The organism is Azospirillum sp. SYSU D00513 (assembly GCF_017356015.1).
GTDB lineage: Bacteria > Pseudomonadota > Alphaproteobacteria > Azospirillales > Azospirillaceae > Azospirillum.
In genome coordinates this window covers 35,198-60,970 of the sequence record NZ_JAFIQV010000031.1, presented here as the reverse complement: position 1 = coordinate 60,970, position 25,773 = coordinate 35,198, and the positions used below count along the sequence as shown (strand labels likewise).

General features: G+C 68.6%; 18 protein-coding genes. 15 read left to right on the top strand and 3 right to left on the bottom strand.

Features of this window, described 5'->3' with window-relative positions; genetic code table 11:
- The first annotated feature begins 160 nt into the window (after positions 1-160).
- From cysD to galE, 3 genes are all read left to right on the top strand, one after another.
- Entirely contained in the window at positions 161-958 is a 798-nt protein-coding gene (gene cysD / locus JUB11_RS21650) for a sulfate adenylyltransferase subunit CysD (protein ID WP_207460744.1), read from the top strand.
- Between the two features lie 17 nt (positions 959-975).
- The gene (gene cysC / locus JUB11_RS21645; RefSeq protein ID WP_207460742.1) at positions 976-2,868 is read left to right on the top strand and encodes an adenylyl-sulfate kinase; all 1,893 of its coding nucleotides are present in this window, start codon (positions 976-978) and stop codon (positions 2,866-2,868) included.
- A 221-nt stretch (positions 2,869-3,089) separates the two neighbouring features.
- A complete protein-coding gene (gene galE / locus JUB11_RS21640) occupies positions 3,090-4,085 on the top strand; it encodes a UDP-glucose 4-epimerase GalE (RefSeq protein WP_348771484.1) in 996 nt (331 codons plus the stop codon).
- Positions 4,086-4,436: 351 nt separating this feature from the next.
- Here the strand turns inward: galE and JUB11_RS21635 are convergent, their stop codons facing one another.
- The 3 genes from JUB11_RS21635 to JUB11_RS21625 form a co-directional block, all read right to left on the bottom strand.
- A complete protein-coding gene (locus JUB11_RS21635; RefSeq protein ID WP_207460738.1) occupies positions 4,437-5,372 on the bottom strand; it encodes a replication protein RepA in 936 nt (311 codons plus the stop codon).
- A gap of 813 nt (positions 5,373-6,185) precedes the next feature.
- Positions 6,186-7,280, bottom strand: coding sequence for a TRAP transporter substrate-binding protein DctP (locus tag JUB11_RS21630; protein WP_207460736.1), 1,095 nt, complete (start codon positions 7,278-7,280; stop codon positions 6,186-6,188).
- Between the two features lie 138 nt (positions 7,281-7,418).
- Positions 7,419-8,330, bottom strand: a complete 912-nt coding sequence (locus tag JUB11_RS21625) for an EamA family transporter (protein WP_207460734.1) — start codon at positions 8,328-8,330, stop codon at positions 7,419-7,421.
- 288 nt (positions 8,331-8,618) lie between these two features.
- On the opposite strand from JUB11_RS21625, the gene JUB11_RS21620 reads away from it, so the two are divergent.
- From JUB11_RS21620 to JUB11_RS21565, 12 genes are all read left to right on the top strand, one after another.
- Positions 8,619-9,674, top strand: coding sequence for a nucleotidyltransferase domain-containing protein (locus JUB11_RS21620; RefSeq protein WP_207460732.1), 1,056 nt, complete (start codon positions 8,619-8,621; stop codon positions 9,672-9,674).
- Between the two features lie 75 nt (positions 9,675-9,749).
- On the top strand, positions 9,750-10,505 hold the full coding sequence (locus tag JUB11_RS21615; RefSeq protein ID WP_207460730.1) for an AraC family transcriptional regulator: 756 nt from the start codon (positions 9,750-9,752) through the stop codon (positions 10,503-10,505).
- Between the two features lie 175 nt (positions 10,506-10,680).
- Positions 10,681-11,787, top strand: coding sequence for a GlxA family transcriptional regulator (locus tag JUB11_RS21610; protein WP_207460728.1), 1,107 nt, complete (start codon positions 10,681-10,683; stop codon positions 11,785-11,787).
- Positions 11,756-12,862 carry a GlxA family transcriptional regulator gene (locus tag JUB11_RS21605; protein WP_207460726.1) on the top strand — a complete coding sequence of 369 codons (1,107 nt, stop codon included), beginning with the start codon at positions 11,756-11,758 and terminating at the stop codon, positions 12,860-12,862. Before JUB11_RS21610 ends, JUB11_RS21605 begins: the two co-directional genes overlap by 32 nt.
- A gap of 81 nt (positions 12,863-12,943) precedes the next feature.
- Entirely contained in the window at positions 12,944-14,614 is a 1,671-nt protein-coding gene (locus tag JUB11_RS21600; RefSeq protein WP_348771483.1) for a methyl-accepting chemotaxis protein, read from the top strand.
- Positions 14,615-14,903: 289 nt separating this feature from the next.
- Entirely contained in the window at positions 14,904-16,154 is a 1,251-nt protein-coding gene (locus JUB11_RS21595) for a sarcosine oxidase subunit beta family protein (protein ID WP_207460723.1), read from the top strand.
- A gap of 46 nt (positions 16,155-16,200) precedes the next feature.
- Entirely contained in the window at positions 16,201-16,539 is a 339-nt protein-coding gene (locus JUB11_RS21590) for a sarcosine oxidase subunit delta (protein ID WP_207460721.1), read from the top strand.
- Entirely contained in the window at positions 16,536-19,556 is a 3,021-nt protein-coding gene (locus tag JUB11_RS21585) for a sarcosine oxidase subunit alpha (protein ID WP_207460720.1), read from the top strand. The genes JUB11_RS21590 and JUB11_RS21585 overlap by 4 nt, the downstream gene beginning before the upstream one ends.
- The gene (locus JUB11_RS21580) at positions 19,549-20,154 is read left to right on the top strand and encodes a sarcosine oxidase subunit gamma family protein (RefSeq protein ID WP_207460719.1); all 606 of its coding nucleotides are present in this window, start codon (positions 19,549-19,551) and stop codon (positions 20,152-20,154) included. Before JUB11_RS21585 ends, JUB11_RS21580 begins: the two co-directional genes overlap by 8 nt.
- A 450-nt stretch (positions 20,155-20,604) precedes the next feature.
- Positions 20,605-21,984 carry an L-serine ammonia-lyase gene (locus JUB11_RS21575; RefSeq protein WP_207460718.1) on the top strand — a complete coding sequence of 460 codons (1,380 nt, stop codon included), beginning with the start codon at positions 20,605-20,607 and terminating at the stop codon, positions 21,982-21,984.
- 52 nt (positions 21,985-22,036) lie between these two features.
- Complete coding sequence (glyA, locus tag JUB11_RS21570; protein ID WP_207460789.1) at positions 22,037-23,347, top strand: serine hydroxymethyltransferase; 1,311 nt, start codon at positions 22,037-22,039, stop codon at positions 23,345-23,347.
- A 368-nt stretch (positions 23,348-23,715) separates the two neighbouring features.
- Positions 23,716-25,770, top strand: a complete 2,055-nt coding sequence (locus JUB11_RS21565) for an NADH:flavin oxidoreductase (RefSeq protein WP_207460717.1) — start codon at positions 23,716-23,718, stop codon at positions 25,768-25,770.
- Positions 25,771-25,773 lie beyond the last annotated feature (3 nt).

The window sequence follows — 25,773 nt, the reverse complement described above, 5'->3', positions numbered from 1 at the left end:
TTTTTTCAAATGAATCCGAGTCGAAAAAGCTGTGGAATGGCTGTGTCGCAGCCCAGCTTCCGTTTCAAGCCATCCCGTCCGGCAATCGACCTTCTGGTCTTTTCCGGCCGTCGTGACGCATAATCCGCCCATCCCTCCCCAATTCCGCTTCCAAGGCCCAATGCTCAGCCATCTCGACGAACTCGAAGCGCGCAGTGTCTACATCCTGCGGGAAGCCTACAACCGCATCCAGCCGCTCGGCATGCTCTGGTCCATCGGCAAGGACAGCACGGCGCTGCTCTGGCTGGTCCGCAAGGCCTTCTACGGCCGCATCCCCTTCCCGATGATCCAGCTCGACACCGCGATGGAACTGCCGGAGGTCTACGCCTTCCGCGACCGGATCGCCGAGGACTGGAAGCTCGATCTGCGCATCGAGATGTGTCCGCCGGAGGAGGAGATGGACCAGACGCTGCCGCCTGCCACCCGCGCCGCCGCGCGCAAGACCGAGGGGCTGCGCAACGTGATGCGCCGGGACAAGTACCGCGGCATGCTGCTGGGCATCCGCCGCGACGAGCAGGCGACCCGCGCCAAGGAGCGCGTCTTCTCGCCCCGCAACGCCGACGGCGGCTGGGATTTCAAGGACCAGCCACCGGAATTCTGGGACCAGTACAAGACGGACTTCCCGGAAGGCACCCACGTGCGCATCCACCCGCTCCTGCATTGGACCGAGCTGGACATCTGGCGCTACACCAAGCGCGAGAACATCCCCATCGTGCCCTTGTACCTGGCGCAGAACGGCAAGCGCTACCGGTCGCTCGGCGAAAAGAACATCACCTTCCCGATCGACAGCAACGCCTCGACCATCGACGAGATCATCGCCGAGCTGGAGACCACCCGCGCGCCCGAGCGGGCCGGCCGCAGCATGGACAAGGAAACCGAGGACAGCTTCGAGCGGCTGCGCAGCAGCGGCTACATGTGAGCGGGACGGAAGGCATCATGGAACAGAGCAGCACCCCCACCCGTCCCCAGCTCCGCCTGGTCATCGTCGGTCACGTCGATCACGGCAAGTCCACCCTCATCGGGCGCCTGCTGCACGACACCGGCAGCCTGCCCGAGGGCAAGCTGGAGGAGATCCGCGCGGTCAGCGAACGGCGCGGCATGCCGCTGGAATGGTCCTTCGTGCTCGACAGCTTCCAGAGCGAGCGCGATCAGGCCATCACCATCGACACCACCCAGATCTGGTTCCGCACCAAGACCCGCGAGGTCGTCATCATCGACGCCCCGGGCCACCGCGAGTTCCTGAAGAACATGATCAGCGGCGCCGCACTGGCCGACGCCGCCGTGCTGGTCGTCGACGCGGTCGAGGGGCTGCGCGAGCAGACCCGGCGCCACGCCTATCTCCTCCATCTGCTGGGGCTCAGCCGCGTCGCCGTGGCCGTCAACAAGATGGACATGGCGGACTTCGCGCGCGACCGCTACGAGGAGGTCGCCAAGGAGGTGCGCGACTATCTCGCCGGCATCGGTGTGGAGCCGGTCGCGGTGATCCCGCTGTCCGCGCGCCACGGCGACAACATGGCCGAGCGGTCGGACCGGATGCCCTGGTACCAGGGTCCGACCCTGCTGGAGACGCTGGACGCCTTCGAGCGCGCGCCCTCGCCGGTGGACCGGCCCCTGCGCCTGCCGATCCAGGACGTCTACCGCCACGACGAGCGGCGTATCCTGGTCGGCCGGATCGAGACCGGCACGCTCAGCGTCGGCGACACGCTGGTCTTCTCGCCGTCCAACCGCTCGGCCCGCGTGACCTCACTGGAGGCCTGGGAGGCTCCGGTCCCGACCATCGCCATCGCCGGCCAGTCGGTCGGCTTCACGCTGGACGAGCCGATCTTCGTCGAGCGCGGCGACATCGCGAGCCACGCCACCAGCGCTCCGATGCTCTCCACCGTCTTCAGGGCCAATCTGTTCTGGCTGGGGCAGCGGCCGCTGGAGGTGGGGGCCACCTACAAGCTGAAGCTCGCCACGCGCGAGGCGCGCGTCACCGTCCAGTCGATCGAGCGGATCACCGACACCCAGACGCTGGGCACCGCCGGCAAGACGGCGGTGGAGCGCAACGACGTGGCCGAGGTGGTCCTGCGCTCGCGCGAGATGCTGGCGCTCGACGAGCACCGCGGCAACCCGGCGACCGGGCGCTGCGTGCTGGTCGAAGGCTACGACATCGTCGGCGGCGGCATCATCTCGATGGAGGGCTACCCGGACCAGCGCCGGCTGCTGACCGCGCGCAGCGAGAACCTGACGCAGGTCGAGCACATCCTGTCCGCCGACACGCGGGCTTGGCGCAACGGCCACAAGGGGGCGATCCTCTGGCTGACCGGCCTGTCCGGGGCCGGCAAGTCCACGCTGGCCATGCAGCTGGAGCAGCGGCTGTTCGCGCGCGGCGCCCAGGTCTATGTGCTGGACGGCGACAACGTGCGGCGCGGCCTGAACGCCGACCTCGGCTTCGCGCCGGAGGACCGGGCGGAGAACATCCGCCGCGTCGGCGAGGTGGCCGCCCTCTTCGCGGACGCCGGGATGATCGTCATCAGCGCCTTCATATCGCCCTACGCCGCCGACCGCGCCCGAGCCCGCGCGGCGGCTCCCGGCAGCTTCCACGAGATCCACGTGAAGGCCGACCTCTCCACCTGCGAGGCGCGCGATCCCAAGGGCCTCTACAAGAAGGCCCGCGCCGGCGAGATCGCCGAATTCACCGGCATCTCCTCCCCCTACGAGCCGCCGGAATCGCCCGAGCTGGTGGTGGACACCGCCGCCGAGGACGTCGAGGCCTGCCTGGCGCGGATCATCGCTTATCTGGAACAGCGTGTGCTGCTGGGGACGGCGCCCGACGTTCAGATCTGAGGTTGCGCAACGCGAAGGGTCCCTCCGCCTTCCGTCGGATGGGTCCTTCGCCGGCCGGCTGATGCTGCGACGCACAACACCTGACCGGACGGCGCACCACCGATGAACGCGGGACGCGCCGGGCACCGCTGTTGCAAAAGGATTGTTCCACAAGAACCGTTCCACGGTAAGCGCGCGGGCCGCCCGGCGCCGCGCGTCAACCTGACCCGAAGGGGATGTTGATGAAGGCCAGCACTATTCTTGTCACGGGCGGGGCGGGCTATATCGGCAGCCATGTCGTTCTCGCCCTGAGGGACGCCGGGCGGGAGGTGGTCGTCCTCGACGATCTGTCCACGGGGCGCCGGGACGCCGTGCCCGCGGACGTGACCCTGGTGGAGGGCAGCGTCGGCGACGCCGGCCTCGTCGCCGAGGTCATCGAGCGCCACAAGGTGGGCGCCGTGATGCACTTCGCCGGCAGCATCGTCGTGCCGGAGTCGGTCGTGAAGCCGCTCGACTACTACCGCAACAACACGATCAACGCCCAGACGCTGCTGGAAGCCTGCCTGTCGCGCGGCGTGGACCAGTTCATCTTCTCCTCCACCGCCGCCGTCTATGGCGCGCCGGAAACCCAGCCCATCGCCGAGGACACGCCGCTGGCGCCGATCAACCCCTATGGCTGGTCGAAGCGGATGTTCGAGCAGATCCTGGCCGATGCCTCCAACGCCCATGGGCTGCGCTACGTCGCGCTGCGCTATTTCAACGTCGCCGGCGCCGATCCGGCGGGCCGCGCCGGTCAATGCTCGCAGACGGCGACCCACCTCATCAAGATCGCCTCGCAGGTGGCCGTCGGCAGCCGGCCGGAGATCGCGGTCTACGGCGACGACTACCCGACGCAGGACGGCACCTGCGTGCGCGACTACGTCCATGTCACCGACCTCGCCGAGGCGCATGTCCGGGCGCTCGAACATCTGGAGCGCGGTGGTGCCAGCCGGGTCTTCAACTGCGGCTACGGGCGGGGCCGGTCGATCCTCGAGGTGCTGAAGGCCTTCGAGGAGGTGCTCGGCAAGCCGCTGCCGATGCGCTTCGCCCCGCGCCGCGCCGGGGATCCGCCGGAGCTGGTGGCCGCCGGCGACCGCATCCGCGCCGAGCTGGGCTGGACCCCCCGCCACGAGGACCTGCGGGGCATCGTCGAGACGGCGATGGCTTGGGAGCGACGCCTCCTGGAACAGGTGGACTGACCGCCCGCACTCCGTCGGCCGGGCCGTTTCCGCGGCCCCGAGCAGCGCCCCCGCCGATCCGGCGCCGGGGCGCTGTTTCGTTTTCAGCGTTCCGATTCTGCATGTTCCCGCTGCGTACTCTTGCGATCAGGCCCCACCGCCGGAGGCCGGGAGACCGGCCGGATGGAGCGGGCAGGGGTGCCGGCGTACTCTTGCGATGAGAATCCGCCGCAGGAATCGGAAACCGACTCATCGCAGGAATATGCTGGTCGAAAGGGCGGCGCGGCGGGAAGCCCGGACGGTGCAAAAAAAGCCGGCTCCGATTGGGGAGCCGGCGGATTCGTACTTTCGCGATGAGTCGTTTTGGCGCCCTTATCCCAACAGTACGCTGTGCCGCTCGGGCACCGGTGCGCGCGAGGGCAGCAGGGTGATGCCCGTCTCGTCCACCGTCACCTTGGCGTCGGGATAGACGGCCAGCGCCGCCTTCAGCGCGTCCAGGAAGCGCGGCTTGAACTGGAAGACGTTCTTGTAGCCGGCGCCGAACTGCCCATGCAGGGCCACCCAGGTGACCGGCGTGGCCGCCGACAGCACGTGCAGCCGGTAGGCCAGCCAGATGTAGAGGTCGATGGCCATGCTCTTGTTGCTGATGAGCTTGACCGCAGGCTCCCAGATCGGCACGGGATGCTCGCGCAAGGCCCGGAAGAAGCTGTCGCTGAGCCGCACCGTGTCCACCCACAGGCGGAGTTGCTGCTCGTCGTCCGTGTCGTAGAGCTGGATGCCGCCCTTGACAATGCTGTCCTTCGCGAACTCCGACTTCCGGTTGCCGCGGTCCCAGATGAAGGTCAGGTTGCAGGCGGAGATGCGGTTCGCCTGCTCCCGCACGTCCTTGTAGGATTTTCCGCCCGTGGACACGTTCATCCGGCTCATCCAGTCGCGCATGGATCCGCCTAGCTCGACCTCCGGGCTGCCGGTCTGAATCGCACGGGTCTGGAGATAAAGGAGAATCAGCCGCGCGCGGCTGCCGTAGGGCACGCCGTAGAGGCGTGTCCCGCCGTCGCTGTCGGGCAGCCGGCCGGGCTCGATCAGCAGCTTCACCTTGTGGCCGGCGCGCTCCCAATGCTGTTCGTCCGGCAAGGCCTTGTGCGGCAGGCTCGTCAGGCAGAATCCGGCATAGGTGATGCCCAGCGCCTTGCTTTCCGTGGCCAGGGCTTCCGCCGCCAGATCGACGAACGGCCGTTCCTGCTCGGGAACGAGCCGGCGTGCGTCTTCCAGACCGTGGGTCCGGATCAGCTCATGAAGGGTTCCCATGCGTCGCTCCTGCCGAATTCCTCCGGCGCATGCACCGCCGGAAGGCTTTCATCCAATGTGCCCGGAGTGTGAACGGGCCGGTCCGGGGATTCAACGCGTACTCTTGAGAGGAGGCCTAGTAGGTAAGCTAGTAGATTCTCTATTAGTTGATTCATCCCAAGAGTACGGGGGAAAACCCGAGTCGTTCCGAGTCGCTGATCCCAGGAGTACGAATCCTCATCGCAGGAGTTCGCGGGACAAATTCCGGGGCTCGGGGCGACTCATCGCAAGAGTGCGCGGAATCCGGGCGACTCCATTCAGGCCTTTCCCGAATCGGGGCGAATCGCGGCGACTCGGATTCTTGGCCGAATCCCTTTCCGGCGGCTTTTCATCGCAAGAGTACGCGGGATCCCTGGAAGATGCGACTCATCGCAAGAGTGCGAATGGCGGAAACCCTGGCGGACCGCGACTCATCGCAAGAGTACGAGATGGGTGGGGCGCGGGCCGCCATCGCAGGAGTTCGCGGTCCGCGGCGCCCCTTCGAAGCCCTCGCGGGCCGGGGACTCATCGCAAGAGTACGCGGAGAGCGGGACCGGTGGAGCGGACCGGGCCGTGTCGGGACACCGGCGGGAGCGCTTTGCGCCGGGGCGGAGGGGGGACGTCATCGCAAGAGTACGCGGGCGCCGGGATCCTCGAAGGGGCGTGAGCCGCGTCATGGGGCGGTTCACGGACGGCACCGTCCCTGCCTCAGGTGGCCGGGCGGAGGGCGGGCATGAAAAAGCCCCGGCAGCGCGGGGCTGCCGGGGCTTCTCCGGGTGTCCGGACGGACGGGGCTTACTTCGAGCGCTGGCCGGCCACGGAGGCCAGGAAGCCGTCGAAGGGAAGCTCGGCGACGCGGAACCAGGGCTGGGTCTCGTCCAGGAACGGACGCCAGCTCTCATAGACCGTCTTGAACTCGGGGTTCTTGGCGGCGGTCTCGTCGTACAGCTCGAAGGCAGCCTTGTGGGCGGCCTCCATGACCTCGCGCGGGAAGGCGCGCAGGAGCGCGCCCTTGCCGATCAGCCGCTTCAGCGCCTTCGGGTTCTCGGCGTCGTAGCGGGCCAGCATGTGGCCGTTCGCCTCGGCGCAGGCGACCTCGAAGGCGGCCTGGTAGGACTTGGGCAGGGCGTTCCACTGGTCCATGTTGACGTACATGGACACCTGCGGGCCGCCTTCCCACCAGCCCGGGTAATAGTAGTACTTGGCGACCTGGTGGAAGCCGAGCTTCTCGTCGTCGTAGGGGCCGACGAACTCGGTCGCGTCGATGGTGCCCTTCTCCAGCGCCGGGTAGACGTCGGCGCCGGCGATCTGCTGGGCGGTGACGCCCATCTTGCCCATGATCTGCCCGGTGATGCCGGCGATGCGCATCTTCAGGCCGTTCATGTCGGCGAGCGACTTGATCTCCTTGCGGTACCAGCCGCCCATCTGGGCGCCGGTGTTGCCCGCCGGGAAGGCCTTGACCCTGTGCTTGGCGAAGAAGGCGCCCATGACCTCGCGGCCGCCGCCCGCCTGGTACCAGGCGTTCATCTGGCGCGCGTTCGGGCCGAAGGGCAGGGCCGTGTCGAAGGCGAAGGTCGGATCCTTGCCCACATAATAATAGCCGCAGGTGTGGCCGACCGGGATCGTGCCGTTCTGGACGGCGTCGAGCACCTGAAGGCCGGGCACCAGCTCGCCGCCGGCGTGGGGGCGGATCTGGAACTTGCCGTCGGTCAGCTCGGAGACGCGGCGGGCCACCAGCTCGGACGTGCCGAACAGGATGTCCGTGCTCTTCGGGAAGCTCGACGCCAGCTGCCAGCGGACTTCCGGCTGCGACTGTGCGACGGCCGGCGCTGCGATGGTCGCGGCGGCCAGCCCGGTGCCCGCCGACGTCAGGAACGCTCTTCTCTTCACAACCCTTCTCCTCCGGATGCGGCACGACGGCCGTGGCGTCACCCGGCTGTCTTTTTTCATGAGGTGGGAGAAGTTAGCCCCGTCCCGGCCATTCGAGCAAGATTTGTTTGTTAAACCCGCCAAGCTTTGCCGAACATGTCAGGATTGCTGCCCTTCTTTGCGGAAAAGATCGCTGCTGGCGAGCAGCGAGCCGCCGGCGATCAGCAGGCAGGCGGCCCACACCGTCCAATGGCCGGCCGCCAGCCCGAAGACGACCAGAAGGATGGTGGAGAGCAGGGGCGCCGCGTAGGACAGGGCACCCAGCGCGCGGATGTCGCCGTGCCGCACCCCATAGTCCCAGACGAAGAAGGCGGCCCCCACCGGCCCGATGCCGAGTGCGGCCAGCGCCGCCCAGCCTCCGGCCGTGTCCGGCCAGACCGTCGTCTCCCAGGCCAGATGGCACAGCGCCGCCAGCGCGGAGGTGGCGAGGCAGAAGCCGGTCACCGCCTCGGTCGGCGCCTCGCCCAACCGGCGGCGCAGCACCGAATAGCCGGCCCAGGTGAAGGCGCTCGCCAGCGCCAGCGCGTAACCGGGCAAATGTTCGAGGCTGACCGTCAGGCCGGCGCCCCGCGTGATCAGCAGCATCGTGCCCCCCAGCCCGAGCAGCGCACCGACGACATGCCGCGCCTTCAGCCGCTCCCCCGGCAGCAGCGCCGAGAAGAGAACGATCAGCAGCGGCCACAGATAGTTGATGAGGTTCGCCTCGACCGGCGGAGCCAGGCGCAGGGACAGGAAATAGAGGAAGTGAAAGCCGAACAGCCCCCCGACGCTGATGCCCCATAGCGCTGCGGGCTGCCGGAAATGGCGAAACGGGCTCTCCCCATGCGCCAGCGACCAGAGGGATCCGATCAGGAAGGCGATGCCGAAGGACAGGGCGACCATCTGGAAGGGCGGCACCATGCGCGCCAGCGTCGCGAGCGGCGCCAGCGTCGCCCACATCAGGATGGCCACGGTCCCGATGGCCGTGGCGCGCAGGACGGAGGAGCGGGCGGGGGAGAGGACGGCGGTCATGGCGGCGGGTGCTTTCCGGGACGGGTGACGTTTCGCTTGACGGCGCCGCTCTACCACGCGCCGTGCCACGCCGTCTTGACCCGTTCTCCGGCGCGCTTTGACCGGAACTGCGGCCGCTTTGCAGATGCGCCACACCCGGCGACCCCGGATCCGCCGCTCCGGCTTCACGGGCGCGGTCCGGCATGGATCGTGGAGAAGGCGCGCAAAAGCAAGGATTCCTTCTAAGATATTGACAGAATTGATGTTGTGCCTTCATGCTCGCTAAAGGCCATAGCAAGGCACAACGCCATGAGTTTCAGTGACTTAACCTCGGAACAGACACGTCAGCTGATCGACACCGAACAGATCTTTGGAACGTGGCGGACCACCGAGGCGGAGCTGAAGAGCCGGTATGCGGGCTCGATGCACTGGCAAACGGCCCGTGGTCGGGAGTACCTGTACCGGAAGATCGGCCGGGTTCGGCACAGTCTGGGCCCGCGCTCGCCGGAGACGGAAAAGGCCTATGCCGCCCACACCGAGGGGCGGGAGCGTCTGCAACGTGTCCTGCGGGGCACGGCGGCGCGTCTGAACAGGATGGCACCAGTCAACAAGGCGCTTGGCCTGGGCCGCGTGCCGACGATCGTGTCGCGCATCGTTCGCCGGCTCGACGAGGCCGGACTCCTGGGCCGGAACGTCCGGATTGCCGGCACTCACGCTCTGTTTGCCTACGAGCGGCTCTGCGGTGTCCATGTCGCCCGCGACCTCGTTGCGACCGACGATGTCGATCTGCTCTATGATCATCGCACGAGATTGCGCCTCACCATTCAGGACCTGCGTATCGAGGGCATCATGGGCGTGCTGCGGCAGGTGGACGACACCTTCACCGTCATCGCCAACCGACCCTATGCCGCCGCGAATAGGGACGGGTTCATGGTGGACCTGATCACCCCTCCGGAAAGCAATGACCTGATCGCCTCGAAACCGAGATCGCGCATCGGCAAGAACGCCGAGGACCTTGCTGCCGCCGAGGTTGGCGGGCTGGCGTGGCTCGTGAACAGCCCTTCCTTCGAAGGCACCGCCATCGCCGCGAATGGCTTTCCCGTGCGCATGGTCTGCCCCGATCCAAGGGCATGGGCCGTTCACAAGCTTTGGCTCAGCGAGCGGGATGATCGCGACGCCCTGAAGAGGGGGCGAGACCGGGCGCAGGGGCTCCTGCTTGTCGGGTTGATGCGCGAACGACGGCCCGACATGCCGTTTGAGAGCTTGGAATTGTCGGCACTTCCCAGAATGCTTTTTTCCTATGTATTGGGCGAACCGGAGAGCGGCGACCACAAGGACGATGACCGCCTGGAGCCCGACTGGTGAAGCATCGCTGTTTGGTGTCGGGCGGAAGAGCCGGAAGCGGCCCGGTTCCAATAGCGTTCGCGAAGGAGGACGGACATGGCGGATGAGCGGGCGAGGGTGTCGCTGCGGTCCTATGACGGGCGCGAGACGCTGCACGCGCACGGCTTCCACCAGGTCGTGCTGCCGGTGGCTGGCTGCCTGGAGATGCAGGTCGGGGCGGTCGGGGGTTGTGTCGCGGCGGGGCGGGGAGTGCTGGTCGCCGGGGGCGTGGAGCACAGCTTCCGGGCGGCTGGCGACAACCGCTTCGTCGTGCTCGACCTGCCGGACGGCGGGGACGCCCTGCTGCGGAGTGCTGCGGCCCGGCCCTTCTTCGCGATGGACGGCGCGCTCGACTCCCTCGCCGGCTATCTGGCCTTCGAGGCGGGCGCGGCCCCGCTCGACGCTGCGGCGGCGCACCACGCGGTGCATCTTTTGCGCCGCTCGCTGGAACGGCGGCTGGCCTTGCCCGAACGCACGGAACCGGCCGGCCCGGTCGGGGCGGCCCTGGCGATCATGCGCGCGCGGCTGGACGAACCCTTGAGGGTGGAGGAACTGGCGCGCGCCGCTGGCCTCGCGCCGAGCCGCTTCCACGAGCTGTTCCGGCTGGAAACCGGCGAAAGTCCTGCCCGGCGGCTCGCCGAGCTGCGGCTCGACCGCGCCGAGGAACTCCTGCGCGACGGACGCCTTCCCATCGCCGAGGTGGCGCTCGCCACCGGCTTCTCGGACCAGAGCGCCCTGACGCGCAGCCTGCGCCGCGCCCGCGGAACGACGCCCGCCGCCCTGCGCCGACGGGCCGCTATGCGCAGGGATTAGGCAATTCGAGAGCTGCGGAAAAAACAAGCAGGGCGCTGTCGCAATTCGTGGGTTGACTGTCGCAAATCACACGTGTTGGGTATTGATTGGGCGTACGATCAAAAAAATAGGGACCCCAGCGCGGGTCCGGAATGCCGACGCGCAATGTGACCCACGACGCGACAGGGGGCGAGCCATGGTACCGGTGACTTCTGGGACGGAAACGATCGGTTTCCTGCTGGTGCCGAAATTCTCGATGATCGCCTTCACGGCGGCGATCGAGCCCCTGCGCCTCGCCAACCATCTCAGCGGGAAGGAGCTTTACCGCTGGGTGCTGATCTCGCCACTCGGCGTGTCCGAGCAGGCGAGCAACGGCATCAAGGTCGCGGTGGACCATGGGCTAGCCGACGCTCCCGCCCTGTCCACCATCCTCGTGTGCAGCGGCATCGACGGCCACTGGTACGACGACAAGCCGGTGCTGAGCTGGCTGCGCCGCCGGGCGACGCAGGGCACCGCCTTCGGGTCGGTCTGCACCGCCAGCCACATACTGGCGCGGGCCGGGCTGCTGAACGGCTACCGCTGCACGATCCATTGGGAGAACATGGCGGGCTTCTCCGAAAGCTTCCCGGACATCGAGGCGACGGGCGAGCTGTTCACCATCGACCGCAACCGCTTCACCTGCGCGGGCGGCACGGCGGCGACCGACATGATGCTCCACCGCATCGCCACGGCCCACGGCGAGCAGCTGGCGCTCGACATCGCCGAGCAGATGCTGCACGACAAGATCCGCCCCGGCGCCGTGCGCCAGCACGCGGCGGTCCAGCACATGCCCGGCTTCGAGCGGGAGGAGCTGCACGCCGCCATCCTGATGATGCAGGAGAACATCGAGGAGCCGCTCGATCTGCTGACGCTCTCCTCGCGGCTCGGCCAGTCGCGCCGCAACGTGGAGCGGCTGTTCCGCAAGTTCATGAACTGCTCGCCCGCCCGCTATTACCTGGGGCTGAGGCTGAAGCGGGCGCGGCAGCTGCTGTTCCAGACGCGCATGTCGATCACCGAGGTAACGGTCTGCTGCGGCTTCGTCTCGGCCACCCATTTCAGCAAATGCTACCGCGATTATTTCGGCGTGCCGCCGCGCGTCGACCAGACCCGCCACCGCACCCAGCCGATCGGCCTGTCCGAGGGCTTCGGCGCGCCGGCCCGGCGCCGGCCGTCGCGCGGCAACGGTGCCGTGGGCACGGAACTTCTGGAGGAGGTGGCGGGTGGAGCGGAGGATGGCGAGCGTGACGGTCTCGGCGCGTTCTGACGGCGCCCCCGCCAGGGCCGGCCTGTCGGTCGGCTTCATCCTGACCAACAACTTCACGCTGACGGCGCTGTCCAGCTTCCTGGACGCGCTGCGGCTGGCCGCCGACGACGGCGACGGCAGCCGCCCGATCCGCTGCCGCTGGACCATCATGGGCACGAAGCCGGAGCCGGTGATGTCGAGCTGCGGCGTGCCGGTCGCCCGCTGGACCGGGTTCGAGGACCCGAAGGGCTTCGACTACATCGTGGTGGTCGGCGGTCTGCTGAACCGCGGGCCGCAGCTCGACGCCGAGGCCGTCGCCTATCTGCGGCGGGCGGACGAGGCGGGGGTCACGCTCGTCGGCGTCTGCACGGGCAGCTTCGTGCTGAGCCGCGTCGGGCTCATGAAGGGGCGGCGCTGCTGCGTCAGCTGGTACCATTACCGCGACTTCGTGGAGGAGTTCCCCGACCTGACGCCGGTCGCCGACCAGCTCTACGCCGTGGACCGCGACCGCATCACCTGTTCCGGCGGGTCGGGCGTGGTGGACCTCGCCGCCTATCTCATCGAACGGCATCTGGGCCGCGCCGCCGCCCAGAAGTCCATGCACATCATGCAGATCGAGCGCGCCCGCCCCGCCAGCGAGCCGCAGCCCCAGCCTGCCGTGGCCGCCGTCGCCGGCGAGACCGGCCGGGGCGAGATCACCGACGAGCGGGTGCGCCGGGCGGCGCTGCTCATGGAACAGCACCTGAACGACCCGCTGGCCATCGAGGAGATCGCCCGCCGGCTCAACGTCAGCAGCCGCCAGTTCGAGCGGCTGTTCCACGCCTCCACCGGCATGAGCCCCGCCGCCTTCTACAGGGCGCTGAGGCTGCGCTACGGCCTGTGGATGCTGAAGAACTCCTCGCGCTCCGTCACCGCCATCGCGCTGGAGGCGGGCTTCGCCGACTGCGCCCATTTCTCCCGCCAGTTCCGGGATTTCTACGGCTTCAGTCCGTCCGACGCGCGCCAGCCCGGCGGCGGCGGCGTGGAGACCCCGCCGGTCGAGGCGCTGTGGCTGGCCCGCGATGTGCTGCCGCCGGACCGCCGCCTCTTCGACTGACGGAAAGCGTGGCCTCTGCCGTGGTGGACCGCGCCAAGGAGTGCTAAAAGAGGCGCCTTCGGCGGGAAAAAGAGGTTGGTCGTGAAGATCGCGCACAAGCTGGGCGCCGGCTTCGGCGTCATGTGTCTCCTGGTTCTTCTTCCCCTGTTCTATGAATCGCGCAAGGTGGACGACGCCCTGACCCTCGTCACCGTCGTTTCCCAGCACGACGTGCAAGCCACCGAGCTGCTGAAGGAAATCGCCGTCCTTCAGTCGGACCTGCGCAGCAGCCGCGAGCGCGCCATCACCGAGACGGTCATCGCGCGGGCGGAAGGGCGCTCCGCCGACATTGAACCCTTCCGCCGCGCTTATCTGGAGGAGGCCGAACGGGTGAGGGTGGCGGTGACGCGGCTTCATTCCCTCGCGCAGGAAAGCGCCGACCTGCGTGTCTCGGAGGAGCGGGCGGGGCTCTGGACGGAGCTGGTCCGGCGCGCCGGCACCCTCGGCGATGCCTTCCAGAGCGTCCAGCGGGAGGCCGCCACTCTGTTCGACCTCCTCCTGCAGGGGCGCGACGCCGAGGCGCGCGGGCTCCAGCCCCGGCTCGACTCCCTGCGCGAGATCATCGATGCGAACATCGAGGCCGGCAGCGCCATCACCCGGCAGCTCGCACGGGCCGGCGAGGAGAACATCCGCCGGATCCATGACGAGGTGATCCGCTCCGCCATCCTCGCGAGCCTCGTGGCGGTCGCGGTCGCCACCCTGATCGCGGTCCTCACCAGCCGCTCGATCACAGCGCGGCTGCGCGAAGCCGTCAGCCTCGCGGCCCGTGTGAAGGAGGGCGACCTGACCCGGAGCCTCGAGGTGGACGGCGACGACGAGCTGGCGATGCTCGGCCGCGACCTCAACGACATGACCGCCAAGCTGCGCGCCGTCGCCACCACCACACGGGCGACCGCGGAAAGCATGCACGCGGCCACCGCGCAGATCCGCGCCTCCACCCAGCAGCAGGCGGCCAGCGTGTCGCAGCAGCTCGCCGCCGTGGAGGAGACGACGGCGACCTTGAGCGAGATCACGGAGTCCGGCGCGCAGATCAGCCGCCGCGCCCGCGAGGTGTCGGCGAGCGCGCAGACGGCGTCGGCGACAAGCGAGACGGGGCTGAAGGCGGTGGAGGACACCAACACGGCCATGGACGCGATCCGCGAGCAGGCGGAAGCCGTGGCGGAGAACATCGTGATCCTGTCCGAGCGCACCCAGGCCATCGGCGAGATCATCGTGACGGTCAACGACATCGCCGAGCGCTGCCACCTGCTGGCGCTCAACGCCGCCATTGAGGCGGCGGCCGCCGGCGAGCATGGCCGGACCTTCGCCATCGTGGCGGCCGAGATCAAGAGCCTGGCCGACCAGTCCAAGGAGGCCACGGTCCAGGTCCGCTCCAACCTCAGCGAGATCCAGCACGGCATCAACAGCTCGGTCATGCTGACCGAGGAAGCGGTCAAGCGCGTGGCCGCCGGCAAGCGCCAGACCGACGCCGCCCAGGGCACCATCCGCGACATGGCCGGAAGCATCCAGGAAAGCGTCATCGCCTTCCAGCAGATCGTCACCGGAACCAACCAGCAGCAGATCGGGCTGGAGCAGGTCACCCAGGCGCTCCAGAACATCCGCTCCGCCGGCAGCCAGACCGCCGCAGGCACCCGGCAGCTCGAGGGTGCGGCCACCAGTCTCAACGACCTCGGCCAGGGGCTTGTCGAGGCGGTGCGCTACTACCGCGTGTGACCGACATCCGGCAACGGCTGCTCGCACGACCTGTCGCCCGTACGAGCTTTCGTCCACGGCTCGCGCCCTCCCGCCGGACCGCTCCGGCGGGAGGGCGCTTCTTTTTGTTCCAACAGCGCTGAACCGATCCGCCATAGGCCTGTCCCGGCGGAAACGGGGCCATGCCTTGACCTGACGGAAGCTCGGCCGTTCGGCGATGTCGGATTCGTTCAATCACAAAGGCTGTTGCGTTCTATGCAGGCCCCGCCCTCCGCAGGCACTCTGATCCCATCAGAAGGGCGAGGCTGTCATGTCGACCTATTCCGTATTTTCCCTGATCAAGAACGCCTTCTCGAACCACCAGGAGTGGGACCGGGCCTGGCGCGACGCGGCGCCGAAGGCGTCCTACGACGTGATCGTCATCGGCGGCGGCGGGCACGGCCTCGCGACGGCCTACTATCTCGCCAAGGAACACGGCATCACCAACGTGGCCGTGATCGAGAAGGGCTGGCTCGGCGGCGGCAACACCGGCCGCAACACGACCATCATCCGCTCCAACTACCTGTGGGACGAGAGTTCGGCGCTCTATGAGAAGTCGCTCAAGCTCTATGAGGGGCTGAGCCAGGAGCTGAACTACAACATCATGTTCAGCCAGCGCGGCGTCATGAACCTCGCCCACAATCTCCATGACGTGCGCGAGGGCATGCGCCGCGTCAACGCGCTGCGCCTGAACGGCATCGACAGCGAGTGGATGACGAAGGAGCAGGTGAAGGAGTTCGTTCCGGCCATCAACATCGACCAGAACGTCCGCTACCCGATCATGGGCGCCACGCTCCAGCGCCGCGGCGGCACCGCCCGTCACGACGCGGTGGCCTGGGGCTACGCCCGCGCCGCCAGCGCGCGCGGCGTGGACATCATCCAGAACTGCGAGGTCACGGGCATCCGCCGGCTGGGCGGCCGCGTGGTCGGCGTCGAGACGACCAAGGGCTTCATCGGCGCCAAAAAGGTCGGCATCGTCACCGCCGGCCATTCCAGCGTGCTCGCCGCCATGGCCGACTTCCGCCTGCCGGTGGAGAGCCACCCGCTCCAGGCGCTCGTGTCGGAGCCGGTGAAGCCGATCCTCGACACGGTCGTCATGTCAAACGCCGTCCACGTCTATGTCAGCCAGTCCGACAAGGGCGAGCTGGTGATCGGCGCCGGCATCGATGCCTTCCACAGCTACGGCCAGCGCGGCAGCTTCCACATGATCGAGCACCAGATGGGCGCGCTTCTGGAGCTGTTCCCGATGTTCAGCCGCCTGCGCATGCTGCGCCAGTGGGGCGGCATCGTGGACGTCTGCCCGGACGCCAGCCCGATCATCGGCAAGACCCCGGTGGAGAACCTCTTCATCAACTGCGGCTGGGGCACCGGCGGCTTCAAGGCGACGCCGGGCTCGGGCTGGGTCTTCGCCCACACCATCGCGACCGGCCAGCCGCACGCGCTGAACGCACCCTTCGCGCTCGACCGCTTCACGTCGGGCAACCTGATCGACGAGCATGGCGCCGCCGCCGTTGCTCACTGAAACCTTCGCCCACTAAGACATTCGGCCCAGTCCCGGAGTACTCGGCATGCTTCTCATCAATTGCCCCTGGTGCGGTCCCCGCGACGAGACCGAATTCTCCTACGGCGGCGAGGCCCACCGCGTCCGCCCGGCCGACCCCTCGGCCCTGACCGACGAGCAGTGGGCCGATTTCCTCTTCATGCGCACCAACCCGAAGGGCGCGCACAAGGAGCGCTGGGTGCACAGCCACGGCTGCCGCCGCTGGTTCAACGTCGAGCGGCACACCGTCACCCACCAGATCCTGAACGTCTATCCGCCGGCCTCGGCGCCGCAGCCCGTGCAAGACATCGAGGCCGCGAACGGTGACGCCGCGCCGGCTTCCAGCCAGAAGGGCGCCCGGTCATGACCAACACGCACCGCACCCCCACCGGCGGCACGGTCGACCGCTCCAAGACCATCAGCTTCACCTTCAACGGCAAGAGCTACCAGGGGCATGCCGGCGACACGCTGGCCTCGGCGCTGCTCGCCAACGGCGTCCATCTGGTCGGCCGCAGCTTCAAGTACCATCGGCCGCGCGGCATCCTGTCCGCCGGCTCGGAGGAGCCGAACGCGCTGATCCAGCTGGAGCGCGGCGCCCACACCGAGCCGAACCTGCGCGCCACCCAGATCGAGATCTACGAGGGACTGACGGCGTCGAGCCAGAACGCCTGGCCGAGCGTCGAGTTCGACGTCGGGGCCGTCAACAACCTGTTCTCGAAGATCTTCGTCGCCGGCTTCTACTACAAGACCTTCATGCACCCGCAGAGCATGTGGATGCGGGTCTACGAGCCGATCATCCGCCGCGCCGCCGGCCTCGGCAAGTCGCCGCAGGAGGCCGACCCGGACATCTACGACAAGATGCACGCCCACTGCGAGGTGCTGGTGGTCGGCGCCGGCCCGGCCGGCCTGGCCGCGGCGCTGGAGGCGGCGCGCGGCGGCGCCCGCGTGATCCTGGCGGACGAGCAGCCCCGCTTCGGCGGCTCGCTGCTCGGCAGCCGGGGCGAGACCATCGACGGCATGCCGGCGCTGGAATGGGTCGCCAAGGCGGAAGCCGAGCTGCGCTCCCATCCCGAGGTCACGCTGCTGCCGCGCACCACGGTGACCGGCTACTTCGACCACAATTACCTCGTCATGGCCGAGCGCCGCACCGACCACCTCCCGCGCGGTTCCAAGCCGGGCGTTTCCCGCCAGCGGCTGTGGAAGGTGCGCGCGGCGCAGGTCGTCCTGGCGACCGGCTCGCACGAGCGTCCGCTGGTCTTCGCCGACAACGACCGTCCGGGCGTGATGCTGGCGGGTGCTGCCCGGACCTACGTCAACCAGTTTGGCGTCCTGCCGGGCCGCCGCGTCGTGGTCTTCACCAACAACGACAGCGCCTACCAGGCGGCCCTCGACCTGCATGATTCCGGCGCCGCCGTCCCGGCCATCATCGACCTGCGCAAGTCGGTCGACGGGCCGCTGGCGCGCAAGGCCCGCGCGCAGGGCATCCGCATCATCACCAACTCGGCCATCTCCGAGGTGGAGGGCGGCAAGAAGGTGCGCGGCGTCCAGGTGCAGGCGCTGGCCGCCGACGGCGAGACGGTCACCGGCCCGGCGGAGAGCATCGCCTGCGACCTGATCGCCATGTCCGGCGGCTGGAATCCGGCGGTCCATCTCTTCTCCCAGTCCATGGGCAAGCTGCGCTACGACGAGGCGCTCGCCGCCTTCGTGCCGAACCTGTCGGTCCAGGCCGAGCGGTCGGCCGGCGCCTGCAAGGGCAGCTTCGCCCTGCCGGCCTGCCTCGCCGAGGGGGCCGAGGCCGGGCGCGCCGCCCTGGCCGCCGCCGGGCTGGATGCCGCCGAGCCGGCCCGTGTCCCGACGGCCGAGGCGCTGGAGGAGCAGCCGCTCCGCCCGCTGTGGATCGTGCCGGGCAAGAAGCCGGTCGGCCAGAAGGGCAAGCATTTCGTCGATTACCAGAACGACGTGACCGCCGCCGACGTGCTGCTGGCGTCCCGCGAGGGCTACCAGTCGGTCGAGCATCTGAAGCGCTACACCACGACCGGCATGGGCACCGACCAGGGCAAGACGTCCAACGTCAATGCCCTGGCCATCCTCGCCAAGTCGCTGGCCTCGCCGATCCCGCAGGTCGGCACCACGACTTTCCGCCCGCCCTACACGCCGCTGACCTACGGCACCATCGCCGGCCGCGACGTGGGCGAGCTGGCCGACGTGGCCCGCGTCACCCCGATCCACGCCTGGCACGTCGAGCAGGGCGCGGTGTTCGAGGATGTCGGCCAGTGGAAGCGCCCCTGGTACTTCCCGCGCGGGGCCGAGACCATGGAGGAGGCCGTCCGCCGCGAGTGCCGCGCCGTGCGGACGAGCGTCGGCGTGCTGGACGCCAGCACGCTCGGCAAGATCGACATCCAGGGTCCCGACGCCGCGACCTTCCTGAACCGCATGTACACCAATGCCTGGCTGAAGCTGGACATCGGCCGCTGCCGCTACGGCGTCATGTGCAAGGAAGACGGGATGATCATGGACGACGGCGTGACCACGCGCCTCGGCCCCAACCACTTCATCATGACCACCACCACCGGCAACGCCGCCAAGGTGCTGGACTGGCTGGAGGAGTATCTCCAGACCGAATGGCCGGAGCTGAAGGTCTACCTGACCTCGGTGACGGAGCAGTGGTCCACCGCCTCCATCGCCGGCCCGAAGGCCCGCGAGGTGGTGGCGGCACTCGCCCCGGATCTGGACCTGTCGGCGGAGGCCTTCCCCTTCATGTCCATGAAGGAGGCCGTGGTGGCCGGCGTCCCGGCGCGCATCTTCCGCATCAGCTTCACGGGCGAACTGTCCTACGAGATCAACGTCCCCTCGCACCAGGCCCTGCATGTCTGGCGCGAGATGATGCGGGTCGGCGCCAGGTACGACATCACCCCCTACGGCACCGAGACGATGCACGTGCTGCGCGCCGAGAAGGGCTACATCATCGTCGGGCAGGAGACGGACGGCACGGTCACGCCCTTCGATCTGGGCATGGACTGGATCGTCTCCAAGCAGAAGAAGGACTTCGTCGGCAAGCGCTCCTACGCGCGCCCCGGCGCCGTGGACGACGGCCGCAAGCAGCTCGTCGGGCTGCTGCCGGAGGATCCGGCCTTCGTCCTGCAGGAGGGCGCGCAGATCGTCGAGGATGCGGACAACCGCACGCCCATCCCGATGCTGGGCCACGTCACGTCGAGCTACTACAGCGAGACGCTCGGCCGGTCCTTCGCGCTGGCGCTGATCAAGAACGGCACCAACCGTCTCGACCAGGCCGTTTACGCCCCGCTCGACGGCGGGCGCATCGTCAAGTGCACCGTCACCAAGCCCGTGTTCTTCGACCCCGAGGGAGTGCGTCTCCATGGCTAATGCCCTGCCCCGCGCCGGCGCGGTCGCCCGCTTCGCGCCCGCCGTCACAGCACTGGCCTCCTCGGCGGGGCTGGTGCTGGCGGAGATGGTCCCGCCCGGCCAGGTGAACCTGCGCGGCAACCCGTCCGACCCGCGCTTCCTGCGCGCCGCCGGATCGGTGCTGAACTGCCTGCTGCCGGTCGGCGCCAACACGGTGCAGTCCACCGACGACATCACCGTCCTCTGGCTCGGCCCCGACGAGTGGCTGATCCTGACCGCCCCCGGCGGCGAGACGGAGTTGATCGAGCGGCTGCGCGCGGCCCTCGGCGACGTTCACGCGGCCGTCACCGACGTCAGCGGCAACCGCGCCCGCCTGCGCCTCTCCGGGCCGGAGGCCCGGATGGTCCTCGCCAAGGGCTGCGGGCTCGACCTGCACCCGCAGCGCTTCAAGGCGGGCCAGTGCGCCCAGACGACCATGGCGCGGGTCGGCATCATCCTGCACCAGCTGGACGACCGCCCGACCTACGACATCCTCGTCCGCCGCTCCTTCGCGGAATACACATGGATGTGGCTGAAGGACGCGATGGCCGAGTATGGCGGGACGATCGCCGCCGGCTGACCGCCGGTGGAGCTTACAAAGTGAAGGCCCCTCTCCCACGTCAGGGAGAGGGGATGGTGGGAGGAAAACCGGCAAAAGCCGGAATAAGAACAAGAAGCAAAAAAGCTTCTTCCGGGAAAGAGAACCTCACGCCGGCGCATGCGGGTCGGCAGGGAACGGACACTTACCGTCATCCCCGCGAAGGCGGGGATCCGGAACTCCGGGCGGCGCGCCTTCATCGCAAAGCCTGGATCCCCGCTTCCGCGGGGATGACGGGGGAGTGGTCGTTCTTCCGGCAGCGCCGCGCGGCGAACCGGTGTGAGAGGCAAGTTCCGGGAAAGAAGCCGCCTCGCGGCCGGTGGGCCGCCCTTTGCCGACACCTTTGAAAATGCCGGAGCCCGTCACGAGACCGCGCGGAGCGCGGCGGGGCGGCCGGTACCCGGAACACACGAAACAGGGGCTGGGATCGTCATGTCGGTGAGCGTCTTCGACATCTTCAAGATCGGGATCGGGCCGTCCAGCTCCCACACGGTCGGGCCGATGAAGGCCGCGCACGCCTTCGTCGCGCAGATCGCCGAGCGCGGGCTGCTGGGCGGCGTGCGGCGGGTGCAGGCGGAACTGTTCGGCTCGCTGGCGCTGACCGGCATCGGCCACGCCACGGACACCGCCGTGCTGCTCGGCCTGTCGGGCGAACTGCCGGAGAGCATCGACCCGGACAGCGTGCCGGGCCGCCTCGCCGAAATCCGGCAGACGCGGACCCTACGGCTGGGCGGTGCGGCTCCGGTCCCCTTCGACGAGCCGGAGGACCTGCGCCTGCACAAGGGGGAGATGCTGACCGGCCACCCCAACGGCATGCGCTTCACCGCCTACGACATCACCGGCGCGATGCTCGACCAGCGCATCTACTACTCCATCGGCGGCGGCTTCGTCGTGACAGAGGAGGAGATGTACCGGAACGAGCCCCTGCCGGCCGCCGCCCCGGCCCCCTACGACTTCAACAGCGGCGAGGAGATGCTGGCGCTGGCGGCCCGGACCGGCATGACCATCGCCGAGATCGTGCGCGAGAACGAGCGCGCCTGGCGCAGCGACGCGGAGATCGACGCCGGCCTGCGCAGCCTCTGGTCCGCCATGCAGGCCTGCGTGGCGCGCGGCATCGTCCAGGACGGCATCCTGCCCGGCGGGCTGAAGGTCAAGCGGCGCGCCAAGGCACTGCACACCGACCTGTCGAGCCGGCCCGAGGCGATGCTGCGCGACCCCATGGCGATCCTCGACTGGGTCAGCCTCTACGCCATCGCGGTGAACGAGGAGAACGCATCGGGCGGGCGGGTGGTGACGGCGCCGACCAACGGGGCGGCGGGCATCGTGCCGGCGGTCCTGCACTATTACGACCGCTTCTGCAACAACGTCACCGAGAAGGGCATCTTCGACTTCCTTCTGACGGCGGCGGCCATCGGTGGGCTCTACAAGAAGAACGCCTCGATCTCCGGCGCCGAGGTCGGTTGCCAGGGCGAGGTGGGGGTGGCCTGCTCCATGGCGTCCGCCGGCCTCGCCGCGGCCCTCGGCGGCACGCCGGAGCAGATCGAGAACGCCGCCGAGATCGCCATGGAGCACAATCTCGGCCTGACCTGCGATCCGATCGGCGGGCTGGTGCAGATCCCCTGCATCGAGCGCAACGCCATCGGCGCCAACAAGGCGATCAACGCCGCGCGGCTGGCGCTGCGCAGCGACGGAACCCATCACGTGTCGCTCGACAAGGTCATCCGCACCATGCGCGAAACCGGGGCCGACATGCAGTCGAAATACAAGGAAACCTCGCTCGGCGGCCTCGCGGTGAACTTCACCGAATGCTGACCGGCGCCATGAAGAACGGGAGATCACGACCATGACCATCCATTCCCCGCACATGACCTTCGTTCCGGCCGGCGGCGCCTCCGTCCTGAGCAAGGGCGACCCGGCGCTGTTCAGCGCGCTGACCCGCGAGTTGCACCGCCAGCAGGACCAGATCGAGCTGATCGCGTCGGAGAACATCGTGTCGGCCGGCGTGCTGGAGGCCCAGGGCTCGGTCCTGACCAACAAATACGCCGAGGGCTATCCCGGCAAGCGCTACTACGGCGGCTGCGAGGAGGTGGACGTGGCCGAACGGCTCGCCATCGAGCGCGCCTGCCAGCTCTACGGCTGCAGCTACGCCAACGTGCAGCCCAGCTCCGGCTCCCAGGCGAACCAGGCGGTGCTGCTGGCGCTGCTCCAGCCGGGCGACACCATCCTCGGCATGTCTCTGGCGGCCGGCGGCCACCTGACTCACGGCGCGCCCCCGAACCTGTCGGGCAAGTGGTTCAAGGCCATCGGCTACGGCGTGCGCCGCGAGGACGGGCTGATCGACTATGACGAGGTCGCCTCGCTCGCCCGCGAGCACAAGCCGAAGATGATCATCGCCGGCGGCTCCGCCTACCCGCGCGCCATCGACTTCGCCCGCTTCCGCGCCATCGCCGACGAGGTCGGGGCTTATCTGATGGTGGACATGGCCCATTACGCCGGGCTGATCGCCGGCGGCGTCTACCCCGACCCGCTGCCGCACGCCCATGTCGTGACCACCACCACCCACAAGACCCTGCGCGGCCCGCGCGGCGGCATGGTGCTGTCGAACGACGCGGAGATCGGCAAGAAGATCAACTCCGCCGTCTTCCCCGGCCTCCAGGGCGGGCCGCTGATGCACGTCGTCGCCGCAAAGGCCGTGGCCTTCGGCGAGGCGCTCCAGCCGGAGTTCAAGGCCTACGCCCGGGCCGTGGTGGACAACGCCCGGGCGCTGGCCGGGCGGCTGGTCGCCGGGGGGCTCGACATCGTGTCGGGCGGTACGGACAGCCACATCGTGCTGGTGGACCTGCGGCCCAAGAAGCTGACCGGCAAGATCGCCGAGGCGGCCATGGAGCGCGCCGGCATGACCTGCAACAAGAACGGCGTGCCCTTCGACCCGGAGAAGCCGATGGTCACCTCCGGCGTCCGGCTCGGCACCCCGGCAGCGACCACGCGCGGCTTCGGCACCGCCGAGTTCGAGCAGGTCGGCGACCTGATCGTCGAGGTGCTCGACGGCCTCGCCGCCAACGGCCCGGACGGCAACGCCGAGGTCGAGCAGCGCGTCGCCGCCAAGGTGCGGGCACTGACCAAGCGCTTCCCGATCTACGAGGGGCTGTACGAGGAGGAGAAGGTTTCCGCCTGATTTTCAGGCAGATCTCCCGCTCCGCCCGGCTGGCGCCCCGCCTCCGTCCCACCGGCTGGAGGGGCGCCAACTGCAACAAAGTATTAGTGCCGACCTTGCCTTATCGTGATACGGCAAGGGGCCGATAAGTAAAACGGGGACGTTTCCCCAATCGAGAGGCCCGCGCGGGGTGCATGGCATTTTGGGTGCCATGCGCTCCGCGCGGGCATGCTGCTTGTTTTTCGTGCTCTCTGTTTTTGCAGTCCTTGGCGCCTTTGTGCGCTTTTCGAGGGACTGTCGCAAAAAAGCGGATGGCTGTCGCGAAACTGAATGCGACCCTCGTAACAGCCCTGCAACATTCTCATGGGATCGAGAATAGGACTGTACCGATGACCTCCCCCGTGGACGCTCTGCTTCGACCGCTCAAGATCAAGAACCTGACGATCCGCAACCGGATCATGAGCACCAGCCACGCGCCCTCCTACGGTTCGGACGGCAAGCCGAAGGAGCGCTACCAGCTCTACCACGAGGAGAAGGCCAAGGGTGGAATCGGGCTGACGATGTTCGGCGGCTCCTCCTCGGTCGCGGTGGACAGCCCGGCGGCTCCCTGGAACCAGATCTCCGTCGCCGACGACAGCGTCATCGACCATTTCCGGGAATTCTCCGACCGCGTGCACCAGCACGGCGCCGCCCTGATGGTGCAGCTCACCCACATGGGCCGGCGCACCAAGTGGGACACCGAGAACTGGCTGCCGACCGTCTCGGCCTCGTCCAAGCGCGAGCCGGCCAGCCGCTCCATCCCCAAGGAGATGGAGGATTACGATTTCAAGCGCATCATCGGCGACTATGCCGCCGCCGCGCGCCGCTGCAAGCTCGGCGGACTGGACGGCTGCGAGCTGTCGGCCGCGCACGGCCATCTGATCGACCAGTTCTGGAGCCCGTCGGTCAACCGGCGCAGCGACAAGTACGGCGGCAGCCTGGAGAACCGCATGCGCTTCGGCATCGAGGTGCTGGAGGCGATGCGGGCCGAGGTCGGCGACGACTACGTCATCGGCATGCGCATGTCGGCGGACGAGCTGATCGACGACGGGCTGACGCACGAGGACTGCCTGACCATCGCCCGCACCTACGCGGAGCGCGGGCTGGTGGACTTCATCAACATCCTGGGCGGGCAGGCGCGCGACCATCTGGCGCACGCCATCGTGCTGCCGAACATGAGCTTCCCGGTCGCCCCCTTCCTGGCGCTGGCGAGTGCGGTGAAGCGGGAGGTCGGGGTGCCGGTCTTCCACGCCCAGCGCGTCACCGACCTGAACACCGCCGGCCGCGCCGTGGCGGAGGGCCATGTGGACATGGTCGCCATGACCCGCGCCCACATCGCCGACCCGCATCTCGTGCGCAAGCTGATGGAGGGCCGGGTGGACGACATCCGGCAATGCGTCGGCGCCGGCTACTGCATCGACCGCATCTACGCGGGCGGCGACGCGCTCTGCATCCAGAACGCCGCCACCGGGCGCGAGCGGACGATGCCGCACATCATCCCGAAGACCACCGGTCCCAAGCGCCGCTTCGTCGTCATTGGCGGCGGCCCGGCAGGCCTCGAGGCGGCGCGCGTCGCCGCCGAGCGCGGCCATTCGGTCGTGCTGTTCGAGCGCAACGCCGCCACCGGCGGGCAGGTGACCATCGCTGCCAAGGCGACCTGGCGCGAGGCGCTGACCGGCATCACCCGCTGGCTGACCCAGCAGGTGGTGAAGCTCGGCGTCGATCTGCGGCTGGGGGTGGAGGCGACGGAGGCGCTGGTCGCCGCGGAGAAGCCGGACGTGGTGATCGTCGCCACCGGCGGCACGGCGACGCGCGGCGACGTCAAGGGCACGGAGCACGCCGTCACCGTCACCGACATGCTGACGGGCGCGGTCGAGCCGGCCGAGAGCATCCTGATCTACGACGGCACCGGCCAGCACCACGCCTCCTCCTGCGCGGAGTATCTCGCCAAGCGCGGGGCGTCGGTGGAGATCGCCACGCTCGACCGCATGGTCGGAGAGGAGATCGGCGCCACCAACCAGCCGATCCACCTGCGCGAGCTGTACAAGCTGGGCGTCGTCCTGTCGCCGAACCTCCAGCTCGTCGAGATCTACCCGGAGGGCAACAAGCGCGTCGCCGTCCTGCGCAACGAGTTCACGCACGAGGAGGAGGAGCGGCTGGTCGACCAGGTGGTGGTCGAGTTCGGCACGCTGCCCAACGACGGCCTCTACTTCAACCTGAAGGACCGGGCGGTCAACCGCGGCCAGACCGACCTGCCGGCCCTGCTGGAGGGGCGCGCCCAGCCCGCCGTGGTGAAGACGGCGGAGAGCGGCGACTACGCCCTCTTCCGCATCGGCGACGCGGTGGCGGGGCGCAACATCCACGCCGCCATCTACGACGCCGCCCGTCTGGTCAAGGATCTGTGAGGC

Excerpts from the sequence above, each read along its gene's own strand:
- JUB11_RS21565 (WP_207460717.1), top strand. The coding sequence starts at position 23,716 with ATGACCTCCCCCGTGGACGCTCTGCTTCGACCGCTCAAGATCAAGAAC.
- JUB11_RS21585 (WP_207460720.1), top strand. The coding sequence starts at position 16,536 with ATGACCAACACGCACCGCACCCCCACCGGCGGCACGGTCGACCGCTCC.
- JUB11_RS21595 (WP_207460723.1), top strand. The coding sequence starts at position 14,904 with ATGTCGACCTATTCCGTATTTTCCCTGATCAAGAACGCCTTCTCGAAC.
- JUB11_RS21635 (WP_207460738.1), bottom strand. The coding sequence starts at position 5,372 with ATGGGAACCCTTCATGAGCTGATCCGGACCCACGGTCTGGAAGACGCA.
- JUB11_RS21605 (WP_207460726.1), top strand. The coding sequence starts at position 11,756 with ATGGCGAGCGTGACGGTCTCGGCGCGTTCTGACGGCGCCCCCGCCAGG.
- JUB11_RS21610 (WP_207460728.1), top strand. The coding sequence starts at position 10,681 with ATGGTACCGGTGACTTCTGGGACGGAAACGATCGGTTTCCTGCTGGTG.
- cysC (WP_207460742.1), top strand. The coding sequence starts at position 976 with ATGGAACAGAGCAGCACCCCCACCCGTCCCCAGCTCCGCCTGGTCATC.
- JUB11_RS21625 (WP_207460734.1), bottom strand. The coding sequence starts at position 8,330 with ATGACCGCCGTCCTCTCCCCCGCCCGCTCCTCCGTCCTGCGCGCCACG.
- JUB11_RS21615 (WP_207460730.1), top strand. The coding sequence starts at position 9,750 with ATGGCGGATGAGCGGGCGAGGGTGTCGCTGCGGTCCTATGACGGGCGC.
- glyA (WP_207460789.1), top strand. The coding sequence starts at position 22,037 with ATGACCTTCGTTCCGGCCGGCGGCGCCTCCGTCCTGAGCAAGGGCGAC.
- JUB11_RS21580 (WP_207460719.1), top strand. The coding sequence starts at position 19,549 with ATGGCTAATGCCCTGCCCCGCGCCGGCGCGGTCGCCCGCTTCGCGCCC.
- cysD (WP_207460744.1), top strand. The coding sequence starts at position 161 with ATGCTCAGCCATCTCGACGAACTCGAAGCGCGCAGTGTCTACATCCTG.
- JUB11_RS21620 (WP_207460732.1), top strand. The coding sequence starts at position 8,619 with ATGAGTTTCAGTGACTTAACCTCGGAACAGACACGTCAGCTGATCGAC.
- galE (WP_348771484.1), top strand. The coding sequence starts at position 3,090 with ATGAAGGCCAGCACTATTCTTGTCACGGGCGGGGCGGGCTATATCGGC.
- JUB11_RS21590 (WP_207460721.1), top strand. The coding sequence starts at position 16,201 with ATGCTTCTCATCAATTGCCCCTGGTGCGGTCCCCGCGACGAGACCGAA.
- JUB11_RS21575 (WP_207460718.1), top strand. The coding sequence starts at position 20,605 with ATGTCGGTGAGCGTCTTCGACATCTTCAAGATCGGGATCGGGCCGTCC.